The sequence below is a fragment of the Amycolatopsis halotolerans genome, assembly GCF_042647905.1.
GTDB classification, from domain to species: domain Bacteria; phylum Actinomycetota; class Actinomycetes; order Mycobacteriales; family Pseudonocardiaceae; genus Amycolatopsis; species Amycolatopsis halotolerans.
Window position 1 is genome coordinate 78438 of record NZ_JBHRWI010000060.1, and the last position, 18260, is coordinate 96697.

General features: G+C 68.7%; 9 protein-coding genes. 7 read left to right on the forward strand and 2 right to left on the reverse strand.

Features of this window, described 5'->3' with window-relative positions; genetic code table 11:
• The first annotated feature begins 103 nt into the window (after nt 1-103).
• Complete coding sequence (locus tag ACFORO_RS38695; RefSeq protein WP_377870054.1) at nt 104-1054, forward strand: hypothetical protein; 951 nt, start codon at nt 104-106, stop codon at nt 1052-1054.
• Between the two features lie 27 nt (nt 1055-1081).
• Here the strand turns inward: ACFORO_RS38695 and ACFORO_RS38700 are convergent, their stop codons facing one another.
• Nucleotides 1082-1939, reverse strand: coding sequence for an SAM-dependent methyltransferase (locus ACFORO_RS38700; RefSeq protein ID WP_377870055.1), 858 nt, complete (start codon nt 1937-1939; stop codon nt 1082-1084).
• Between the two features lie 108 nt (nt 1940-2047).
• On the opposite strand from ACFORO_RS38700, the gene ACFORO_RS38705 reads away from it, so the two are divergent.
• Nucleotides 2048-2287 (forward strand): hypothetical protein, encoded by a 240-nt coding sequence (locus ACFORO_RS38705; RefSeq protein ID WP_377896745.1) that lies wholly within the window; start codon nt 2048-2050, stop codon nt 2285-2287.
• 508 nt (nt 2288-2795) lie between these two features.
• Entirely contained in the window at nt 2796-3833 is a 1038-nt protein-coding gene (locus tag ACFORO_RS38710; RefSeq protein WP_354739649.1) for a M48 family metallopeptidase, read from the forward strand.
• Nucleotides 3834-4015: 182 nt separating this feature from the next.
• Here ACFORO_RS38710 and ACFORO_RS38715 read toward each other — a convergent pair whose 3' ends face one another.
• Nucleotides 4016-5686: a GH25 family lysozyme gene (locus ACFORO_RS38715; RefSeq protein ID WP_377870057.1), complete on the reverse strand. Its 1671-nt coding sequence runs from the start codon at nt 5684-5686 to the stop codon at nt 4016-4018.
• 345 nt (nt 5687-6031) lie between these two features.
• On the opposite strand from ACFORO_RS38715, the gene ACFORO_RS38720 reads away from it, so the two are divergent.
• From ACFORO_RS38720 to ACFORO_RS38735, 4 genes are all read left to right on the forward strand, one after another.
• On the forward strand, nt 6032-6538 hold the full coding sequence (locus ACFORO_RS38720) for a hypothetical protein (RefSeq protein WP_377870058.1): 507 nt from the start codon (nt 6032-6034) through the stop codon (nt 6536-6538).
• 135 nt (nt 6539-6673) lie between these two features.
• Nucleotides 6674-17485 (forward strand): LamG-like jellyroll fold domain-containing protein, encoded by a 10812-nt coding sequence (locus ACFORO_RS38725; protein WP_377870059.1) that lies wholly within the window; start codon nt 6674-6676, stop codon nt 17483-17485.
• A 15-nt stretch (nt 17486-17500) separates the two neighbouring features.
• Complete coding sequence (locus tag ACFORO_RS38730) at nt 17501-17989, forward strand: SUKH-3 domain-containing protein (RefSeq protein WP_377870060.1); 489 nt, start codon at nt 17501-17503, stop codon at nt 17987-17989.
• On the forward strand, nt 17986-18138 hold the full coding sequence (locus tag ACFORO_RS38735) for a hypothetical protein (protein ID WP_377870061.1): 153 nt from the start codon (nt 17986-17988) through the stop codon (nt 18136-18138). The genes ACFORO_RS38730 and ACFORO_RS38735 overlap by 4 nt, the downstream gene beginning before the upstream one ends.
• Nucleotides 18139-18260: the final 122 nt, after the last annotated feature.

Consider the following 18260-nt stretch of genomic DNA (forward strand, 5'->3'; position numbering starts at 1 on the left):
CTCGGCAACGTCCGCTCCCTCGCCTTGACACTCCTCGCCTCCGCAGCCTAGCGTGAAAGAAAAGCGGATGTCCGTCCTCTTTTAACCTGCCGGAGAGCCCCTCATGCCGATGACACCCATTCCCGACGTCACGCTGACCCCGGTCGCGTCCTTCCCGGAGAAGTACTTCCCGGAAAACCTCGCCGTCCGCGCCGACGGTTCGGTGCTGGTCACCGTCCTCCTGCAGCAGGAGCTGTGGATCGTGCCGGAGCCGCAGCGCCCTGTTCTCGTGCACCGCTTCGACCATCCGGTCACGGGGATCGCCGAAGTGCTGCCGGACGTCTTCCTGATCAGCCTGACCGAGGGCTACACCACCCACGAATCGCACCTGGTCCGGCTCGACCTCACCGGCTGGACGCCCGGCGAACCAGTCTCCCCGGAGGTCATCTTCACCTTCGATGACCGCGTGCGCGCGCTCAACGGCAGCTGTCTGCTCGGCAGCGGAGTACTGGCCGTCGCGGACTGCTTCGCCGGGCTGATCTGGCGTGTCGACCTCGATGCCGAGGCCCGCAGTGGGCAGGCCCGGATCTGGCTTGCCCACGACACGATGGCCGACGACCCGGACGCCGAGGTCGCTCCGCCGCGCCAGCCAGGCGTCAACGGCGTCCGGTACAGCGCGCGAACCGGATACCTCTACTACACCTCGACGGCGCAGAAAGTCTTCATGCGAGTGCCCGTGGACCCCGCCACGCTCGATCCGGCGGGCGGCGCGGAATTCGTCGCCGCGATCGACAATGCCGACGACTTCGCGCTCGATGAGGAGGCCGGTTTCGCTTACGTCACCAGGCATCGCGCGAACACGCTGGACCGGGTGCCGCTGATCCCGCGGCACGGCAGCGAGGTCCGGCACGTGGCGGGGGAGCCGTTCGACGAACTTCTGGTCGGGCCGTCGAGCGCTGTCTGGGTTCCGGGCGAGGAGGGACGAGCCCTCTACGTGATCACGGACGGCGGGACTACCGCTCCGCCGGACGGCGTCTTCCGGAACGCGATGCTGCTGCGCGCCGACCTGCGGTGAGCCGATTACTGTTGCGCTACCCCGGTTTTAGGGTTTGCGCGCGACCCCGGCCAGCATCGCGGCCTCGCTGGGGTCCGCGAAGTCGATGACCGGAGTGTTGAGACCGCTTTCCTCCGGATGCCAGGCGGCAGTCCACGTGACGCCGGGATCGAGCAGTTCGAAGTCTCCGAACAGGGCGCGGATCTCCGCGTTCGAGCGCAGCACGTGCTTGCTGACATTGGTGTCGTACAGCTGGATGACCGCGTGCAATTGGCGGGCGATGTCGTCGGGCAGTCCCTCGTGGGTAATTTGCGAGAGGACCAGATACGAACCCGGGGAAAGCATTTCCCGGTACCGCGCGATGGCCTCGGGCCCGAGGTCGCGACCGTCCCGGCCGGGCTGCTGGATGTGCAGGACCGCGGTGACCAGCAGTGCGAGCGGTTGGTCGAGGTCGATGACCCCGGTGTCCGCGACGGACTCCCACAGTTCATCCGGTTCGCGAAGATCGCCCTGGATCACCGCGTGCCGTTCGGGATCGCCGTGGCGCTCCAGCAGGATCCGGGAGTGCGCGACCGCGACGGGTTCGCGGTCGATGTAGACGACGCGGGAATCCGGCGCGACCTCGTCGGCGATCTGGTGCACGTTGCCCATGGTGGGAACGCCGGAGCCGATGTCGACGAACTGGCGCACGCCGAGACGGACCAGGTGCCGCACCGCCCGGTGCAGGAAGGCGCGGTTGGCTCTGGCGCAGTACATGCCGGCCGGAAAGGCCGAAAGGACCATTTTGCCGAACTCGCGGTCGATGGCCCAGTTGGCCGTGCCGCCGAGATACCAGTCGTAAACCCGCGCCACGCTGGGGCGGTCGAGGTCCACGCCCGGGATGGGCTCCTCAGGTCCTTGCGCCACGCTGCCTCCCCCGCAGTCGTGACCAATCGTATCCAATCCGGGCGATCGCGCCGGACGGGCGTGCTGCTGGCTCTGCTGTCGGCTCTCGCTGGCATCGAGCGCAGTCGCGTGGACCGTGCGGTCGCGTCCGCCGTTTTTCGCCCGGTAAAGCGCGTCGTCGACGGTGAGCAGCAGCGGGCTGAGCTCGCTGGCAGTGGCGGAAAAGCCCCGGCCCCGATGGAGGCGGTGAGTCCGGCAATGGTGACCGTCGAAGCGGCGGGCGCGTTCCAGTTCCCGTTCAGCGACCTCGTCCCGCCAAGCCGCGACGACGGCGAGGATGCCGGTCGCGGCGGAAAGACCTTCCGATGAAGGGCTGCGCGGCCCACGGCCCGCGCCCTTCGAGATGCACGATCGAGGCCGCGGTGAGCGCGCCGAGCCAAGTCCACTCCCACCCGTTAACCGAAGCCCGGGCACCGGTGACCGTGACCACTGCTACTGCCAGCAAGACGACAACCAGGACATAAGCGGTGACACCGCGGGTCCGGGCGGCCCACGGTCACCACCCCTTCCAGGCTGGCTGCGGCAATATCGCCCGGTCTGGCTTGCGCCGGTCCGCAACCGTCGAAATCGCGTACCCGAATTCCCCGCACGCGAAGACCCCGGCAAAAGAATGCTCCGTTCGGCCCATCCGCCCCACCCCATGCGACAGCCTGCCGTGTTCGCAGTGGCACGCACCGTACTCGGATAGTGGTCCGAACAACAGTGTCCTTGCCAGGGAGCCGAGTTTCCGTGGACGGGCAACAAGAATCGCCGTACCTCACAGTCGCGGAATGATCGGCATTGAGTAGGCTGCGGTCAGCGACTTCATGGGGGAGCAATGACTGACGAAATCGAACCCGCGCGCCGGGCCGCGGTCCGTTTTCCGGGAATCAGCCCGCGGGCTTACGAACATCCGGTGGATCGCGGCGCGCTCGCCACGCTGCGCGCGGTGCCCGGATTCGCTCAGGTGATCCGCGCCGTTTCCGGTTTCTACAACGAACGCGGCGAACGGCTGATGGCGCTGGCGTCGTCAATCCGCGTCGGGCCGCGGCAGTATCCGGAACTCGACCGGCTGCGCCACGAATGCGCCGAGACGCTGGATCTCCCCGCCGTGCCGAATCTGTTCGTCTACCAGGATCCGCGGCTGCAGGCGTCCGCGCTGGGCATGGACGAGCCGTTCATCCGGATCAGCACCGCGCTCGTCGACCAGATGAGCCACGAATCGCTGAGGTTCGCCATCGGGCACGAGATGGGGCACGTGCTGTCCGGGCACGCGGTCTACCGCACGATCATGGTGCGCCTGATCAGCCTCCAGCTGTCGATGTCCTGGACGCCGGTGAGCGCACTCGGCATCCGGGCGATCATCGCGGCGCTGAGCGAGTGGTACCGCAAGGCCGAACTGTCGTGCGACCGCGCGGGACTGCTCTGCGGCCAGGACCCGGCCGCGGCGCTGCGCGCGCAGATCCAGCTCGCCGGCGGGGTCGACCCGTCCCGCATCGACATTCCGTCTTTCCTCCAGCAGGGAGCGGAATACGAGTCGGTCGAAGACATCCGGGACAGCTTGCTGAAGCTGAAGAACGTCGAGACCGAGACCCACCCGTTCGCCGTGGTCCGGGCGACGCAGCTGCAGAAATGGGCCGCGTCGGAGCAGTACCGGGCGATCCTGTCGGGCGAGTACCCCCGCCGCGACGACGACGCGCCGACGACGGACTGGAAGGACGACCTGAAGTCCGCGGCCAAGTCGTACAAGGATTCCTGGAACGCCTCGGCGGATCCGCTGACGAAGGTGTTCACCGAAGTCGGGGAAACGGTCGCTGGTGCGGCCAGCAAGGTCTGGACCAAGTTCGGCGGGGATTCGGGAAATGGCAACGGCTGAGGTTTGCCGGATCCTTGCCGCTAACGGGATCCGGTGGGCGGGTCACCGTCCGCCGCATCGCGAATCCGGCTCGTTCAGCTAGGAACGGCGGGCCCGCGGATTGCCTGCGGGCCCGCCGTTCTCAGCTGATGCCGTTGACTGCTCGGAGCAAGCCCGGCGCGAGCCGGACTCGCCGTTTCTGGTCAGCTGTAGGCGACCTGGGTGGTCGAGTCGGCGCTGATCCAGGTGATGGTCCCGTGCTGGAAGGTGTTGCGGCGGCCGCCGGTGACGGCGAATTCGTCGCTGGTCGGGTAGCCGAGGCGGCCCTTCTCCCAGCCGAGGTCGGCCCACTTTTGCCGGATGGCTCCGTGGATCGATTGTGCGCCGGTGGCCGGGGTCCAGTAGATGGATGAGCCTTGGGCGCCGTTGAAGTGGTTGTAGCGGCCGATTCCGTCGGGCGTGGTGCCCTGGTCGGTGGTGGGATAGCCGAGCCCGCGTTCCCAGCCCAGCGCGGCCCATTTGTCCCGGATGGGGCCGCGGATGGATTGTGCGCCGGTGGCGGAGGTCCAGTAGACCGACGCGGTGTTGGTGAAGTGGTTGTAACGGCCGGTTCCGTCCGGCGTGCCGGTCTCGTCGGTGGTGGGGTAGCCCAGTCCGCGTTCCCAGCCCAGTGCGGCCCACTTGTCCCGGATGGCTCCGTGGAGCGACCGCGCGCCGGTGGTCGAGGTCCAGTAGATCGAGCCCGAGTTGGTGAAGTGGTTGTAGCTGCCGCTGCTGTCGGGGGTGAGGGTTTCGTCGGTGGTGGGCAGGCCGAGGAAGCCGTTGGGGCCGCCGAGTTCCTGGTAGTGCTGGGCGATCGCGCCGTGGACGGCGTAGGCGCCGGTGGGCGGGTTGTAGCCGATGACGCCGTACTGGTAGTTCTGCGCCCAGCCGCCGCCGGCCGGGTACCGGTTGCCGGTCGGGGTGCCGAGGTAGGACGTCGAGCCGCCGAGTGCGTTGTAGTGCTCGGTGATCTTGTCCGGTTCGGTGCCGGTGGCGAGGGTCTGGAGGTCGGTGAGGCTGCCGTTGAAGACGTCTTGGTCGCCGGGGAACGTGCCCGACGTCGCGGTCTGGGCGAAGGTGTAGTCGGTCCAGCTGGCGGGCATGGTGATGGTGGCGGCGATCCACAGTGGATCGTTGGCGAAGCCGGGGTTGTTGCCGGTGCAGTGGTTCCACCAGCCGTTGGTGGTGTAGATGACCGGCCACCGGTTGGTGCGGTCGTGGATCGTGGTGGTGAAGTCGGTGATCCAGGCGGTGATCTGGGCCGGGGTCATGTTGTAGCACCAGCCGGTCCAGTCTGCGGTGCTGTAGGGGTTGTACTCGATGTCGAGCACGGGCGGGAGGGTTTTGCCGTCGGCGACCCAGCCGCCGCCGTGGCTGAGGAAGAACTGCGCCTGCGCCGCGCCGGTCGAGGTGTCGGGCAGTCCGAAGTGGTAGGCGCCGCGCAGGATCCCGGCGTTCGCGGAACCGGCGTAGTTGGTCGCGAACTGCGGGTCCACATAGGTCGTGCTTTCGGTGGCCTTCATGTACGCGAACTTCGCGCCGTTGCCCGCAGCCGCGCCCCAGTCCACAGTGCCCTGGTAGTGGGAGACGTCCATGCCCGGCGTCGTCACGCCCGCCGCCGTGGCCGCCCGCGGGGCTGCTTTCGGCGTCGCGGCAGGGTCTTTGCCGATCGTGGACCCCAGGTAGTCAGAACCCGGATGCGCTGGCGCACTTGCCTTCGGCGTGCTCGGGGCCGCCGGACTTCCTGACGCGGCGGCCGGTGTCCCGGCCAACCCGCACGTGAGCAAGACGGTGACCGCACCCGCGCTCACCGCACTACGAAACCATCTCACCGCAAACCTCCACCCGGTATCTGTCCACACCGCTATCGCCGGGGGCCGGGAAGCGTTACCGGTGATGCGAAGAAAATTCGGAGAGTGGGAAACGACGCGGCACCGTGCGCCGCGGCCGGATCCGGAACACGGAATACCAGTGCCCGGACTGGTCCTGCGGTCAGCCGTTCGGTCCGGCTGCCCGCGCGACCTGTCTCTCGTGGGGAACTGTCGTGGAGCGAACGGTGTGGTTGGGCAATTTCCCCTCGGCTTTGCCGCGGCCGGGCGGCACCGTACTGTCCCCGAAGCGGTGGGGCACACTACCGCGAGTGCGTCCGGCGACGGGCGCGGAAACGAGGGGGTCTTGTGCGGCGTTGGGTTGTGGCCGCGGCGGCGGGAATTGTCGTCGCCGGTGCGGTTGCCGCGGTGGTGTGGTGGCCCTCGGGAGACGATTCGGGCCTGCCGCCCGCTCGGGCGCGGGTGTACGCGGACTTCTCGGCCTGCCTGCTGACCGGGGGGCAAGGTCTCGCTAGCCCCGGCGCCGGTCCGGTCTGGGCCGGCTTGCAGGACGCGTCCGGCGACACCCGGATCAAGGTCTCCTACCTCACCGCGTCCGGGCCGGCGACTGAAGCGAATTACCTGCCATACCTGAATTCCCTGGCGCAGCGGCGATGCGACGTCATCCTGACGGCGGGGGAGCCGGGCACGTCGGCGGCGCTCGCGCAGGCCGCCGCGCACCCCGCCATTCGCTTCGTCGCGGTCGGCGGCACCGGTCGCGAAGGCCCCAACGTTTCCGCTGTGCGGGTGACTGATCACGTGCGCGGGGACGTCGCCGAAACCGTGCGGGCAGCGGCCCGCGCGGCCGGGCGCTGAGGAATTAGTGCCCGTTCATCCGATTTAAGGATTATTTGTCCGATTTCTTCTGTGTCGTGCATCGCGAGGATTAGTCGTTTAGGAGTCTTTTCTGGACAGTCGCCCCTGTGGTGAACTTTCTCGCCGTTCGCGGGGATGGCCATCATCGAGGGGGAACCAGTGCGTCGAGGCGTCACGAGATCTTGTGCTGCCGCAATACTTCTGGGCCTCGGGCTTTCTCTGGGCACCGGACAGGCAGACGCGGCCCAGTTGGCCGCGGGGCAGCGCCCGGTCACCGAACTGGGCTCGTGGCTCGGTTCGCTGTTCTCCGGTTCTTCGGAGTCTTCCCCGCACTGGGGCGCGACGCCCCGGCAAGCGGGCGGCACGGCCGAAGGCAAGTCGCACGACGCGAGCACCGCGTCGACCCGCGCGAGCGGCGGCACGGGCGACGCTCCCGACACCGGACCCGGTGAGCTGCCAGCGAATCGCGGCCACGCCCGGAAGGTGAATCCGGGACCGAGCGGCGTCGCCACCCGCGGGTTCGACGCGGCGACGAGCCGCCGCGACGCGCTGAAGTCGAGCGCCACGATGAACTACTTCCTCAACGCGGACGGCTCGGTCACCCGGGACTACACGCGCGGTCCGGTCAACTTCGCCGACGGCGCCTGGGGATGGAAGCCGATCGACACGTCGGTACACGGCGACCAGGACGGCCGCTGGCACGAAACCGCGAACTCGTTGTCGGTCGATTTCGCCGGCAACGCGGCGGATCCGGCGCTGGCGAAGCTGGCCGTCGACTCCGGGCACGCGGTCTCCTACGGTCTCGACGGCGCCCGTTCCGTGCCGCCGCGCGTGGACGGCCGCGCCGCGACCTACCCGGACGCGTTGCCCGGCACCGACCTCGCGCTCGAGCCCACCGCCACCGGGCTGAAGGAATCGCTGGTCCTGCACTCGGCGAGCGTGCCGAACACCTGGCTGTTTCCGTTGACGCTCAACGGATTGACCCCGCGGCTGGAGCCCGACGGCTCCGTCAGCCTGCTCGACGGCGCAGGGGCGATGCGGCAGCGGATCCCGCGCGGGTACGCCTTCGACTCGCGTGTCGACCCGGTCTCCGGGGTTCCCACCACGACGTATGCCGTCGGCTACGAGCTGACGACCGCCGCGGGCAAGCCCGCGCTGAAGGTCACGCTGGACCCGAAGTGGCTGGCCGACCCGGCGCGGGTGTTCCCGGTGACCGTCGACCCGACCTTCACCGACGCACCGGCGTCGACCTATGCCGAGATCGGCGCGCCCGGCGACCACTCGATGGAGAAGGTCGTCAAGATCGGGTCGTACAACTCCGGCCCCGATTCGGCGAACACGTTCCTGCAGTTCCCGAAAGACCTTGACGGGTCGCAGGTCACGGTCAGCGCGGCGACGCTGAAGCTGTTCGACACGTGGGCTTCGACGTGCACCGCCACGCGCTTCGACGTCGCGCCGGTCACGCAGGCGTGGACGCCCTCGACCGTGACCGCCTACCCCGGGCCTTCCTACGGCGCGAGCATCGGCAACGCCACTCCGTCGGTGCCCACCGCGTGCGCCAACCGCGCGGCCGACCGGACGAAGGGCGACTGGGTCAGCGTGCCGTTGTCCACGGCGACTTTCACCGGCTGGGCCAACGGATCCGTCGCGGACAACGGCCTCGCGGTCTACGCGGCGACCAATGACGCGTCGCACTGGAAGCAGTTCGACTCGTGGCTGATGAACGCCGGCTACCAGCCGGTGCTGTCGCTGACGACGAGCGGGAACGTGCCTCCGGTCGTCGACTCGGCCTACCCGGGATCCGGCGGGACGACGACCAGCCTCGTGCCGTTCCTGTTCGCCACCGCCCACGACATCGACGCCGGCCCCGGCGCGCTGAAGTACCGCTACCAGGTGGCCGACTCCGCGGGCGCGACGATCGCCGATTCCGGTCTGGTCAACGAGGGCACCTGGCGCGTGCCCGCCGGGAAGCTGAAGTACAACCAGACCTACTACTGGGCGGTCCAGGCCTACGACGGAGCGTCCTATTCGGCCGACCCGCCGTGGAACCCGCTCACCGTCCAGGTGGACCAGCCGCTGGTGACGTCGTCGCTGTCGCAGAACACCGGGGTGCACGGAGTCGAGCCGAGCATCGGCAACTACACGACCTCGGCGACCGACGCCGAGGTGCGCACCGTCGGCCCGGCGCTGTCGGTGGTGCGCGACTACAACTCCCGCGACCCGCGGTCGACCGGCGCGTTCGGCGCGGGCTGGTCGAGCGTGTTCGACGCGCGCGCGGCCGAGCAGTACGACTTCGACGGATCCGGCGCGGTCGTGAGCGTCCTCGTGACCTATCCCGACGGCTCCGAGGTCGGATACGGCAAGAACGCCGACGGCACGTTTTCCCCGCCGGCTGGGCGATTCGCCACGTTCAAGGCGATCACCGGCGGGTACAGCCTCACGGACAAGAACGACACCGTTTACACCTTCACGCAGTCCCTCGGCTCCGGTGCCTACCGGCTTTCGTCCATCGCGGACGCGAGCGGCCGCACCGTGAACCTGACGGTGTCGGGCGGCCAGGTCACGGCGCTGACGTCCGCGGTTTCCGGCCGTGCGCTGCACCTGAACTGGACCACGCCGACCGGTGCGACGAGCCCGCACGTGGCCTCGGTCTCGACCGACGACCTGACCGCGGGCGCACCGCTCACCTGGACCTACAACTACACCGGCGACCAGCTCGCCAGCGTCTGCCCGCCGGGCACGACGACCGGCTGCACCCGGTACGGCTACACCGCGGGCTCGCCGTACCGCACCGGCGTGCTCGATCTCGGGCCGCATTCGTTCTGGCCGTTGGCCGAGACAACCGGCACCACCGCGGCGAGCGCGGTCCTGACCAACGAAGGCACCGACGCCGCGACCTATCACGACGTCGCGCTCGGACAGCCGGGTCCGCTCGCCGGATCCGCCGCGACGTCCGCCGGGTTCAACGGCACGTCGTCGTACCTGCAGCTTCCGCGCGCGGACGCGGCCGCCCCGAACACGATGTCGGTTTCGATGTGGTTCAAGACCGCGGCGGCCAACGGCGTCCTGTTCTCCTACAGCACCATGCCGTTGAGCGAGACCACGAGCCCGGCCTCGCAGTACACCCCCGCGCTTTACGTCGGCAATGACGGCAAGCTGGTCGGCGAGTACTGGACCGGCGACACGACCAAGACGATCACCACGGCCAACCCGGTCAACGACAACGCCTGGCACCACGTCGTTTTCACGCATTCCTCGACCAGCCAGGGCATGTACCTCGACGGCCAGTTCGTCGGCTCCTCGATCGGCGCGATCATGCCGATGGGCCCGCAGAACCGCTACATCGGCGCCGGGTTCCTCGGCAACGCCTGGCCCGACCAGTCCCACACCGGGCAGCCGGGCACGGCGACGTTCTTCAACGGCCAGATCGCCGACGTCGGCATCTGGGACAAGTCCGTTCCCGGCACCCGGGAGCTGCCGCTCTACCAAGCGGGCACACAGCAGGAAAGCCTGCTCACGTCGATCACCCGGCCCAGCGGGGCGGTGCACACGACCGTCTCCTACGACCCGGTTTCCCAGGCGGTCACTCAGATCGGCGACGAAAACGGCGGGACGTGGAAGTACGCGCCGCTGACCGCGACCGGTTCGAGCCAGGTCTACCGCGGCGCTGTTCTCGGCTCGAATCCCGAGCTGTACCAGCGGTTGGCGGACGCGCCGGGCACCGCCTCGCCCGCGGGCGAGGTCAACTACCGGCCTTCCGCCTACACCAACGCGACGCTCGGTGTCCCCGGCCGGTTCACCGACTCGACCGCGGCGAAGTTCCCCGGCTCCGTCGGCGGGGTCACGTTGCCGGATCACCTGGTGAGCGCGTCGAGCACCTCGTCGGTCGAGATGTGGTTCTCGACGACGTCCACCGCCGCCGGAGCGCTTTTCTCGACCGGCGGCTCCGCGCTCGGCGCGGCGAACCCGTCCGGCGGCGCCATGCCGGTGCTGTACGTCGGGACCGACGGGAAACTGCACGGCCACTTCTGGGACACCACCGTGGCAGGCATGGCGTCGGCCGCCAAGGTCAATGACGGCAAGTGGCATCACGTCGTGCTGACCGGAGCGAACACCGCCCAGGTCCTCTATCTCGACGGCCAGCAGGTCGGCACGTTGTCCGGCCAGATCGGCAACTACGACCCGCTGAACTTCGTCGGGGCCGGTGTCTTCAACAGCAACGGCTGGCCCGCCGCGCCGTCCGGGACCACTTGGAACTACTTCGCCGGTTCGATCGGCGAGGTCGCCTACTACCGGTCGGCGCTGTCCGCGTCCGAAGTCGCCCAGCACTTCCTCGCCGCGGGCAACTCCCAGGGGCTCGCGCCGATCACGACGGCGACGATCACCGACCCCGGCGGCAAGACCGCGGTGCAGCAGTACGACCCGGGCGCGGGCAACCACAAGGTCTCCGAGACCGACACCGGGGGCAAGCGCACCAGCTACGGCTACGACACGTCGGGCTTCCTGCACACGACCACGGACCCGAACGGCAACGTCGTCACCGTCGGCCACGACGTGCGCGGCAACGTCGTATCGCAGACCACGTGCCAGAACCAGGCCGCGGAGAAGTGCTCGACGTCGTACTCGACCTACTTCCCCGACGACACCACCGCGCAGCTGACCACAGCCGACGCGCGCAACGACCTGATGCTGACTTCGCGGGACCCGCGGTCGGCGAACGCGAGCGATCCCGCGTATCTGACGACATTCGGTTATGACACGGCGGGCAATCGCACCACGGTCACCACGCCGCCGGTGCCGGGGTTCCCGAACGGGCGCACCACCAAGATCACCTACAGCGACGGCACCGCCGCTTTCCCCGCGGCCGATTCCGGTGCCGTGCCGGCGGGCCTGCCGGTGAAAACCGTCTCTCCCGGCGGCGCGGTCAACCAAATCGCGTACCTGCACAACGGGGACGTCGCGAGCACGACCAATGCCGACGGCCTGGTAACCCGCTTCACCTACGACGCGCTCGGCCGGATGCTGACGAAGACGGCGGTCTCCGACAGCTTCCCGGCAGGGCTGGCCACGTCCTACACCTACGACGGGAACGACCAAGTCGTCTCGCAGACCGACCCGGCGGTGACGGACCGGGTGACCGGCGCGGTGCACACCGCCGTCACCTCGAGCGTCTACAACGCCGACGGCAGCCTCGTGTCCCAGACGGTCGCTGACGGCAGCGGCGGCGACTCGGCCCGGACCACCAGTTCGACTTACAACGACAAGGACCAGGTCGAGTCCACGACGGATGCGAACGGCGCCGTCACCACCTACACCTACGACGCCTACGGCAACAAGAAGAGCGAAACCGACGCCAACGGCACCGAAACCGACTGGGCCTACGACGGCGAAGGCCGCCTGCTGTCCCAGGGCGTCTGGTACACCGGCAGCCCCGTCGACCCCAAGCCGGCGACGTTCCTGACCCAGAAGTCCAACGCCTACGACCCGGCCGGGCGGCTGGCGTCGGAAACGGACTCGATGGGCAACGTCACCGCCTACACCTACACCGACAACGGGCTCACCGCGACGGTCACGCGCAAGGACCCGGCCGGGCAGCAGTCGTTCGTCGCCGAGTCCAACACCTATGACGCGGCGGGCGACCTGGTCGGCAAGGTCACCGGCAACGGCGCGAACACCTCGTCGTCCACAGTGGACGCCGCCGGGCGCGTCGAGCGGACCGTGGACGATCCGGGCGGGGCCGCGCGCACGACCTCGGTCTCCTACACCCCGGACGACAAGGTCGCGACGAGCATGCAGTCCGACCCGTCGGGCCGCAGCCGCACCGTCAGCACGGCTTACGACCCGATGGGCGTGCTCACCTCGCGTTCGATCTCCTCGGACGGCACCGGGCACCCGGTCGGCTGGTGGAAGCTGAACCAGACCTCCGGCACCGCGGTCACCGACTCCTCCGGGAGCGGCAACCCCGCCACCGCCACGGCGGTCACGTGGTCCGGCGACGCCGCGAACCTCGACGGCACCGCCTCCCAGATCGCCACCGGCGGCCCGGTGCTGAACACCGCGGCGAGCTACACCGTGTCCGCGTGGGTCAAGCCGGCGGCGTTCGGCGCGGGGTTCCAGACGTACGTGGTCCAGAAGGCCACCGTGATGAGCGGCCTTTACCTCGAATACGACTCGAGCACGCACAAGTGGTCCTTCTCGCGGTTCGGCACGGACGCGTCGAACGCCACGCTCTACCGAGCCGAGTCGGCCGCCGACGCGCAGGCCGGCGTGTGGACTCAGCTCACCGGCGTCTACGACTCCAGCACCGGCGCGATGACGCTTTACGTCAACGGGGCGGCGGCGGGCAGCGCCACCGACCCGACCCCGCTCGCGGCCAACGGCCCGCTGGTGATCGGCCACGGCTGGTACAACGGCGCCAACGGCAACTACGCCACCGGCCAGGTCAGCGGGGTCCAGGCTTATTCCCGGGCGCTCTCGGCGGCCGAGGTCTCGACCGTCTACAGCGGCGGGCACAGCGGCGGGACCGTCGCGTCGTCGCCGGCTGAAACCACCACGTGGACGGTCGACCAGCGCGGTCTGCCGACCTCGATGACCGACGCCAACGGAAGCACCACTTCCTACGCCTACGACGAGGCCGGAAAGCCCGCCGTCACCACGGCGCCGACGGTCAACGCGGAGACCAACGGCGGAGCACCGGCCGCGGTGCATCCCGTCACGACCACCGGCTACAACACCTTTGGCGAGCCGGTCGAAGCCGTAGACCCCAACGGCAACCAGGTCACCACCGTCTACGACGCGGCGGGCAGGCCCGTCTCGGTCACCAACCCGAACTACACCCCGCCCGGCGGCGGCGCGCCGATCACGGCGACCACCGTGCGCACCTTCGACAAACTCGGGCAGGCCGTCGCCGACAAGGACCCGCTCGGACACGTCACGAAGGCGGACTACGACCAGCTCGGCAACGTCGTCCAGGTGACGAAACCGTCCGGTGCGAAGACCGTGTCGACCTTCGACACCAACGGCGACCGGCTGTCGAGCACCGACGCGAACGGCGCCCGGACCGAGGCGACGTACGACTTCCTGTCCCGGCCGTTGACGGCGACCGTGTTCGAGCGCTACCCGAGCACGTTGACCGCCACGACGACGAACTCGTACACCGCCTCTGACACCAACCCGGGCGGAGCGAACCTCGCGTCGACCAAGACGCCGGCGGGCGCGGTGACGTCCTACGGCTACAACGCGCTCGGCGAAACGACCTCGGTCACCGACGCCGCCGGGAACACCACCCGCTACGGCTACAGCTACCTGGGCGAGAAGGCGTCGGTCACCGCCGCCGACGGCACGTCGACGTCGACGGCCTACGACCAGTCAAGCCGTCCGGTCCAGGTGACCCGCAAGGACGCGACCGGCGCGGTGCTGCAGCAGACGTCGGCGGCCTACGACGCGGGCGGCCGCATGACGTCCAGTGTGGACGGACGAGGCACGGCGCGGACGTTCACCTACGACGCGGCGAACCGGCTGGCCAGCGAGATCCAGCCGGTGTCGGCGACGTCGTCGATCACCACCGCGTTCGGCTACGACGCGGCGGGCAACCGGACCAGGTTCACCGACGGCCGCGGCAACGCGACCGTCACCCGTTACAACTCGTGGAACCTCCCGGAAGCCCAGCTGGAACCGACCACGGCGATCTACACCGCCGACGCCGACCGGACCTTCACCGCGGTCTACGACGCGGCGGGCCGCCAGGTCCAGCAGACCCAGCCGGGCGGGGTGAGCGTGTCGGCCGGCTACGACGACGACGGCAACCTCGTCAGCCAGTCCGGCAGCGGGGCCGACGCCGCCACCGCGACCCGGACGTTCGGGTACGACCCGGCCGGGCGGATGACCTCGGCGGCCACCACCGAAGCCGGCGCCGCGGGCCACGCGGACCACCAGGCGGCCACCAGCGAAACCTTCACCTACAACGACCGCGGCGCGCTGCTCACCGCGAACGGCTCGGCAGGGTCGTCGTCGTTCGCCTACACCGCCGACGGACTGATGAGCGCCCGCACGGACGCGGCGGGCACGACGTCGTACGGCTATGACAGCGCCGACCGGCTTTCGAGCATCGCCGACGCGGTCACCGGCGGCAGCCAGACGTTGAGCTACAACGCGCTCAACCAGGTCAGCGGAGTCAAGTACGGCACCGGGAACACCCGGACCTACAGCTACGACGGCCTGCACCGGCTGACCGGCGACGCGCTCAAAACGGCCGGCGGAGCGGCGATCGCTTCGGTGGCCTACGGATACGACGCCGACGACAACCTCACCTCGAAAACGACCGCGGGCTTCGCGGGATCGGCAGCCAACACCTACACCTACGACCTGGCCAACCGGCTCGCGTCCTGGAACAACGGCACGAGCACGGTCGAGTACGGCTACGACGCCGCGGGCAACCGCACGAAGGTCGGCTCGTCGACCTACACCTACAACGAGCGGGACGAGCTGACGTCCGACGGTTCGAACACTTATCGTTACAGCGCAAGGGGAACGCTGCAGGAACGCGCCTCGTCGACCGGTACCCTGATGTCGCGTTCGGACGCGTTCGGCCAGATGACCGAACAGGGGACGCAGTCCTTCGGCTACGACGCGCTGGCACGGAACCTGACCGACACGAACAGCGACACGGGCGCGACGGCAGCGACGTTCTCCTTCTCGGGACTGGGCAACACGATCGCGTCGGACGGCACGTCGACCTACAGCCGCGATCCTGGCGGCGGCCTCGTCGGCGTCGCGGCCGGCGGCGCCGGGGCGTTCGCGTTCGTCGACCAGCACACCGACGTCGTCGGGACGTTCACGGCGAACGGGTCCACACTGGACGGTTCGACGTCGTACGACCCGTTCGGCAACGTGCTGGCGGCCCAGAACCCGAAGGGGCAGCTGGGATACCAGTCGGGCTGGACCGACCGCTCGACCGGCAACGTGAACATGGCGGCCCGCTGGTACAACCCGGCGGTCGGGCAGTTCATGAACCGGGACACGGTGTCCAACAACCCGGTGCCGAACCCGATGGAGGCGAACAAGTTCGCCTACGTCGACGACAACCCGATGACCGGCACGGACCCGTCCGGGCACGGGCTGTTCGACTGGTTCAACAACACCATCGTCAAACCGGCCGCGTCGTTCGTGTACCACAACGTTGTCCAGCCGGTCGCGCACTTCGTGAACACGTATGTGGTGCAGCCGGTCGTGCACGCGGCGGTGGCGACCTACCACGCCGTGCGCGACGTCTACCACGCCGCGGCGCGGGTGGTGCGGACTGTCTACCACCACGTGGTGCGGGTCGTGCGAAAGGTGTATCGCGCGGCGGTGCACGTGGTGAAAACCGCCTATCACGCAGTCGCGAAAGTCGTGAAGACCGCGGCGCACGCGGTTGCTCATGCGGCGAGGGCAGTGGCGCACGCCGCGGTGTCGGCAGCGAAAACGGTCGGCCATGCGGTCGCGACAGCTGCGGTGGCAGTAGGCCATGCGGCAGCATCAGCGGCCTCGCACGTAGCTACGTTCGTCAAGGACCACGCGTCGACGATCGCGGGCATCGCAGCGGGCGTCGTCGTCGGCGCGGCGTGCACGGCGGCAACCTTAGGCATCGGCGCGGTCGGCTGCGCGGCCATCGGTGGCGCCGTCGGCGGCGCGGTGTCGTACGGAATGGACTGCTCGAAAGCGCACAACTGTTCGGTCGGCGGTGCGGTGGAAGCAGTCGGCCTGGGCGCACTGGGCGGTGCTCTTGGCGCCGGATTGGCGGGCCCGCTGGGCGGCAAGCTGGTGTCGGAGGCACTGGACGGTGTCCTGCCAGAGGTCGCGACGCAGGGTTTGGTGGGCGCGGGTTCCGGAGCAGTCAGCGGCGGTGTCACGGCGTTGGCCGGTTACGGCTTGAACTGCGGCCGGAACTGTTCGGTGAGCGGTGCGCTCGCGGCCGCCGGATCCGGCGCACTGGCCGGCGGAGCGGGCGGCGCGGCATTCGGCGCGGCAGGCGGCCTGCGGGCCCGAGGACGGAGTTCCGCGGAAACGCCGGGGGAGTGCCACAGCTTCCTGGCCGGGACGAAGGTGTTGCTGGCGGACGGTTCGAGCAAGCCGATTTCGTCGCTGAAAGCCGGGGATCGGGTCGCGAACTCGAAGCCGGGCAAGGCAGGCTTGGAAACGCACCCGATCGACCGGGTGATCGTGACGGAGACGGACCACGATTTCGTGGACCTGAAAGTGAAACCGAACCGAATCCGCCGCGCGGTGGGCCGGGTGGCAGCGGGCCTCGCGGTGGCCGCAGCGGTAGTGACCGGTGGCAGTGTCCCGGCTTCAGCGGCACCGGCGACGCTGACGACGACGTATCACCACCCGTTCTACGACGTCACACGCGGCGCGTTCGTCGAGGCTGTCGATCTGCATGCGGGCGACCGCCTGCAGACGGCCGACGGCGGCGAGGCGACTGTCGAGGAGGTGACGCCGTACCACTCGACGGAGGTCACGTATGACCTCACGATCGATGAGCTGCACGCGTACTATGTCTACGCTGGCGACACCCCGGTTCTGGTCCACAACTGCGGTGATGCTCTCGCGTCCTACGCTGCCAGCCAACGGGAGGTGCCGGGCACAAAGTTCGCATCGGAGTACACCTCGCCTTCGGGACAGCGGTACTACAGCACGAACCGGCACGGTACGAATGGCGATTTGAAAGAAATGCCCGAGCTGCAGGATGCCGCTTCTTCGGCTGGACATCACGGCGGCTGCGCTGAGGTCGGCTGCCTTATCCAGGCATACGCCGCAGAGGGTCCGGACGCGATTTCCGGTGGAGACATGCGTACAGTCAACGTTCGAAATCCACGGTCTCCCCGGGCCGCGGAGCAGGGAACGCCCGCCTATCCCTGCGGAAGATGCCGGCGGTTGCTCGACGGGCTCGGAATCGGATCGGAATAGGTGAGGATGCGTAGGGTGTTTTCTCCCGAGGTGCTTGAAGAACTGCGTGCTTCAGGCTGGACGCCCAGCCGCGACGTCGATATTTCTTCATGGGTGACAGCGCTCGCGCCGGAGGGATACCGCGTGAGCGGTGTCGCCGCCGAAGCTCTCCGTTCATTCGGCGGTCTGACGCTCGGCCCGATCAATGTGGAGGGGCCGAACTTCAGCAACGACGAGCCGTTGAACGTTGACCCTGTTCTCGCGGGCTTCGGGCATTTTGCTCTTGCTGAGGAACTCAGCCGAGAGCTTGGCGACGTGTGGTATCCACTCGGTGAGTGGTTGAGTTCGTCGAGCGTCTTCGTCGGCGAGTCGGGGCACGTCGTCGCGACTGGCTTGGGGTGGATTTGGGAACTGGGAGAATCGGTTGAAGAGGCTGTCGAGTTCGCGCTGCGGGCTCACCGGCCGTTGCGTTGCCTCAGGGTGTTGACGCCTGGTGGCGAACCGTGGCCGCCGGAGAACGGATGACGGTTTGCCAGCGCCTGGAGCCCGGGCTGCGGCAGGTCGTGTTCGCCGGGTTCGGCGTGGTGCGCTTGGACGTCGCGGTGGTAGTCGAGCAGGCACTGGTACGCGCTCGACGGAATCAGCAAGCGCGGGACGTTGCGCAGGCGCGTTGATGAGCCAGCGCTCACGGTTGATGGTGTGAGAGCTGGCGGGGCATCAGGCGATGTCCACGGTCAACTGCAGCACCTGCAGAGTCTCAGGGCCGACCGTGAGGCAGACACTGGCCGTCGTTGGC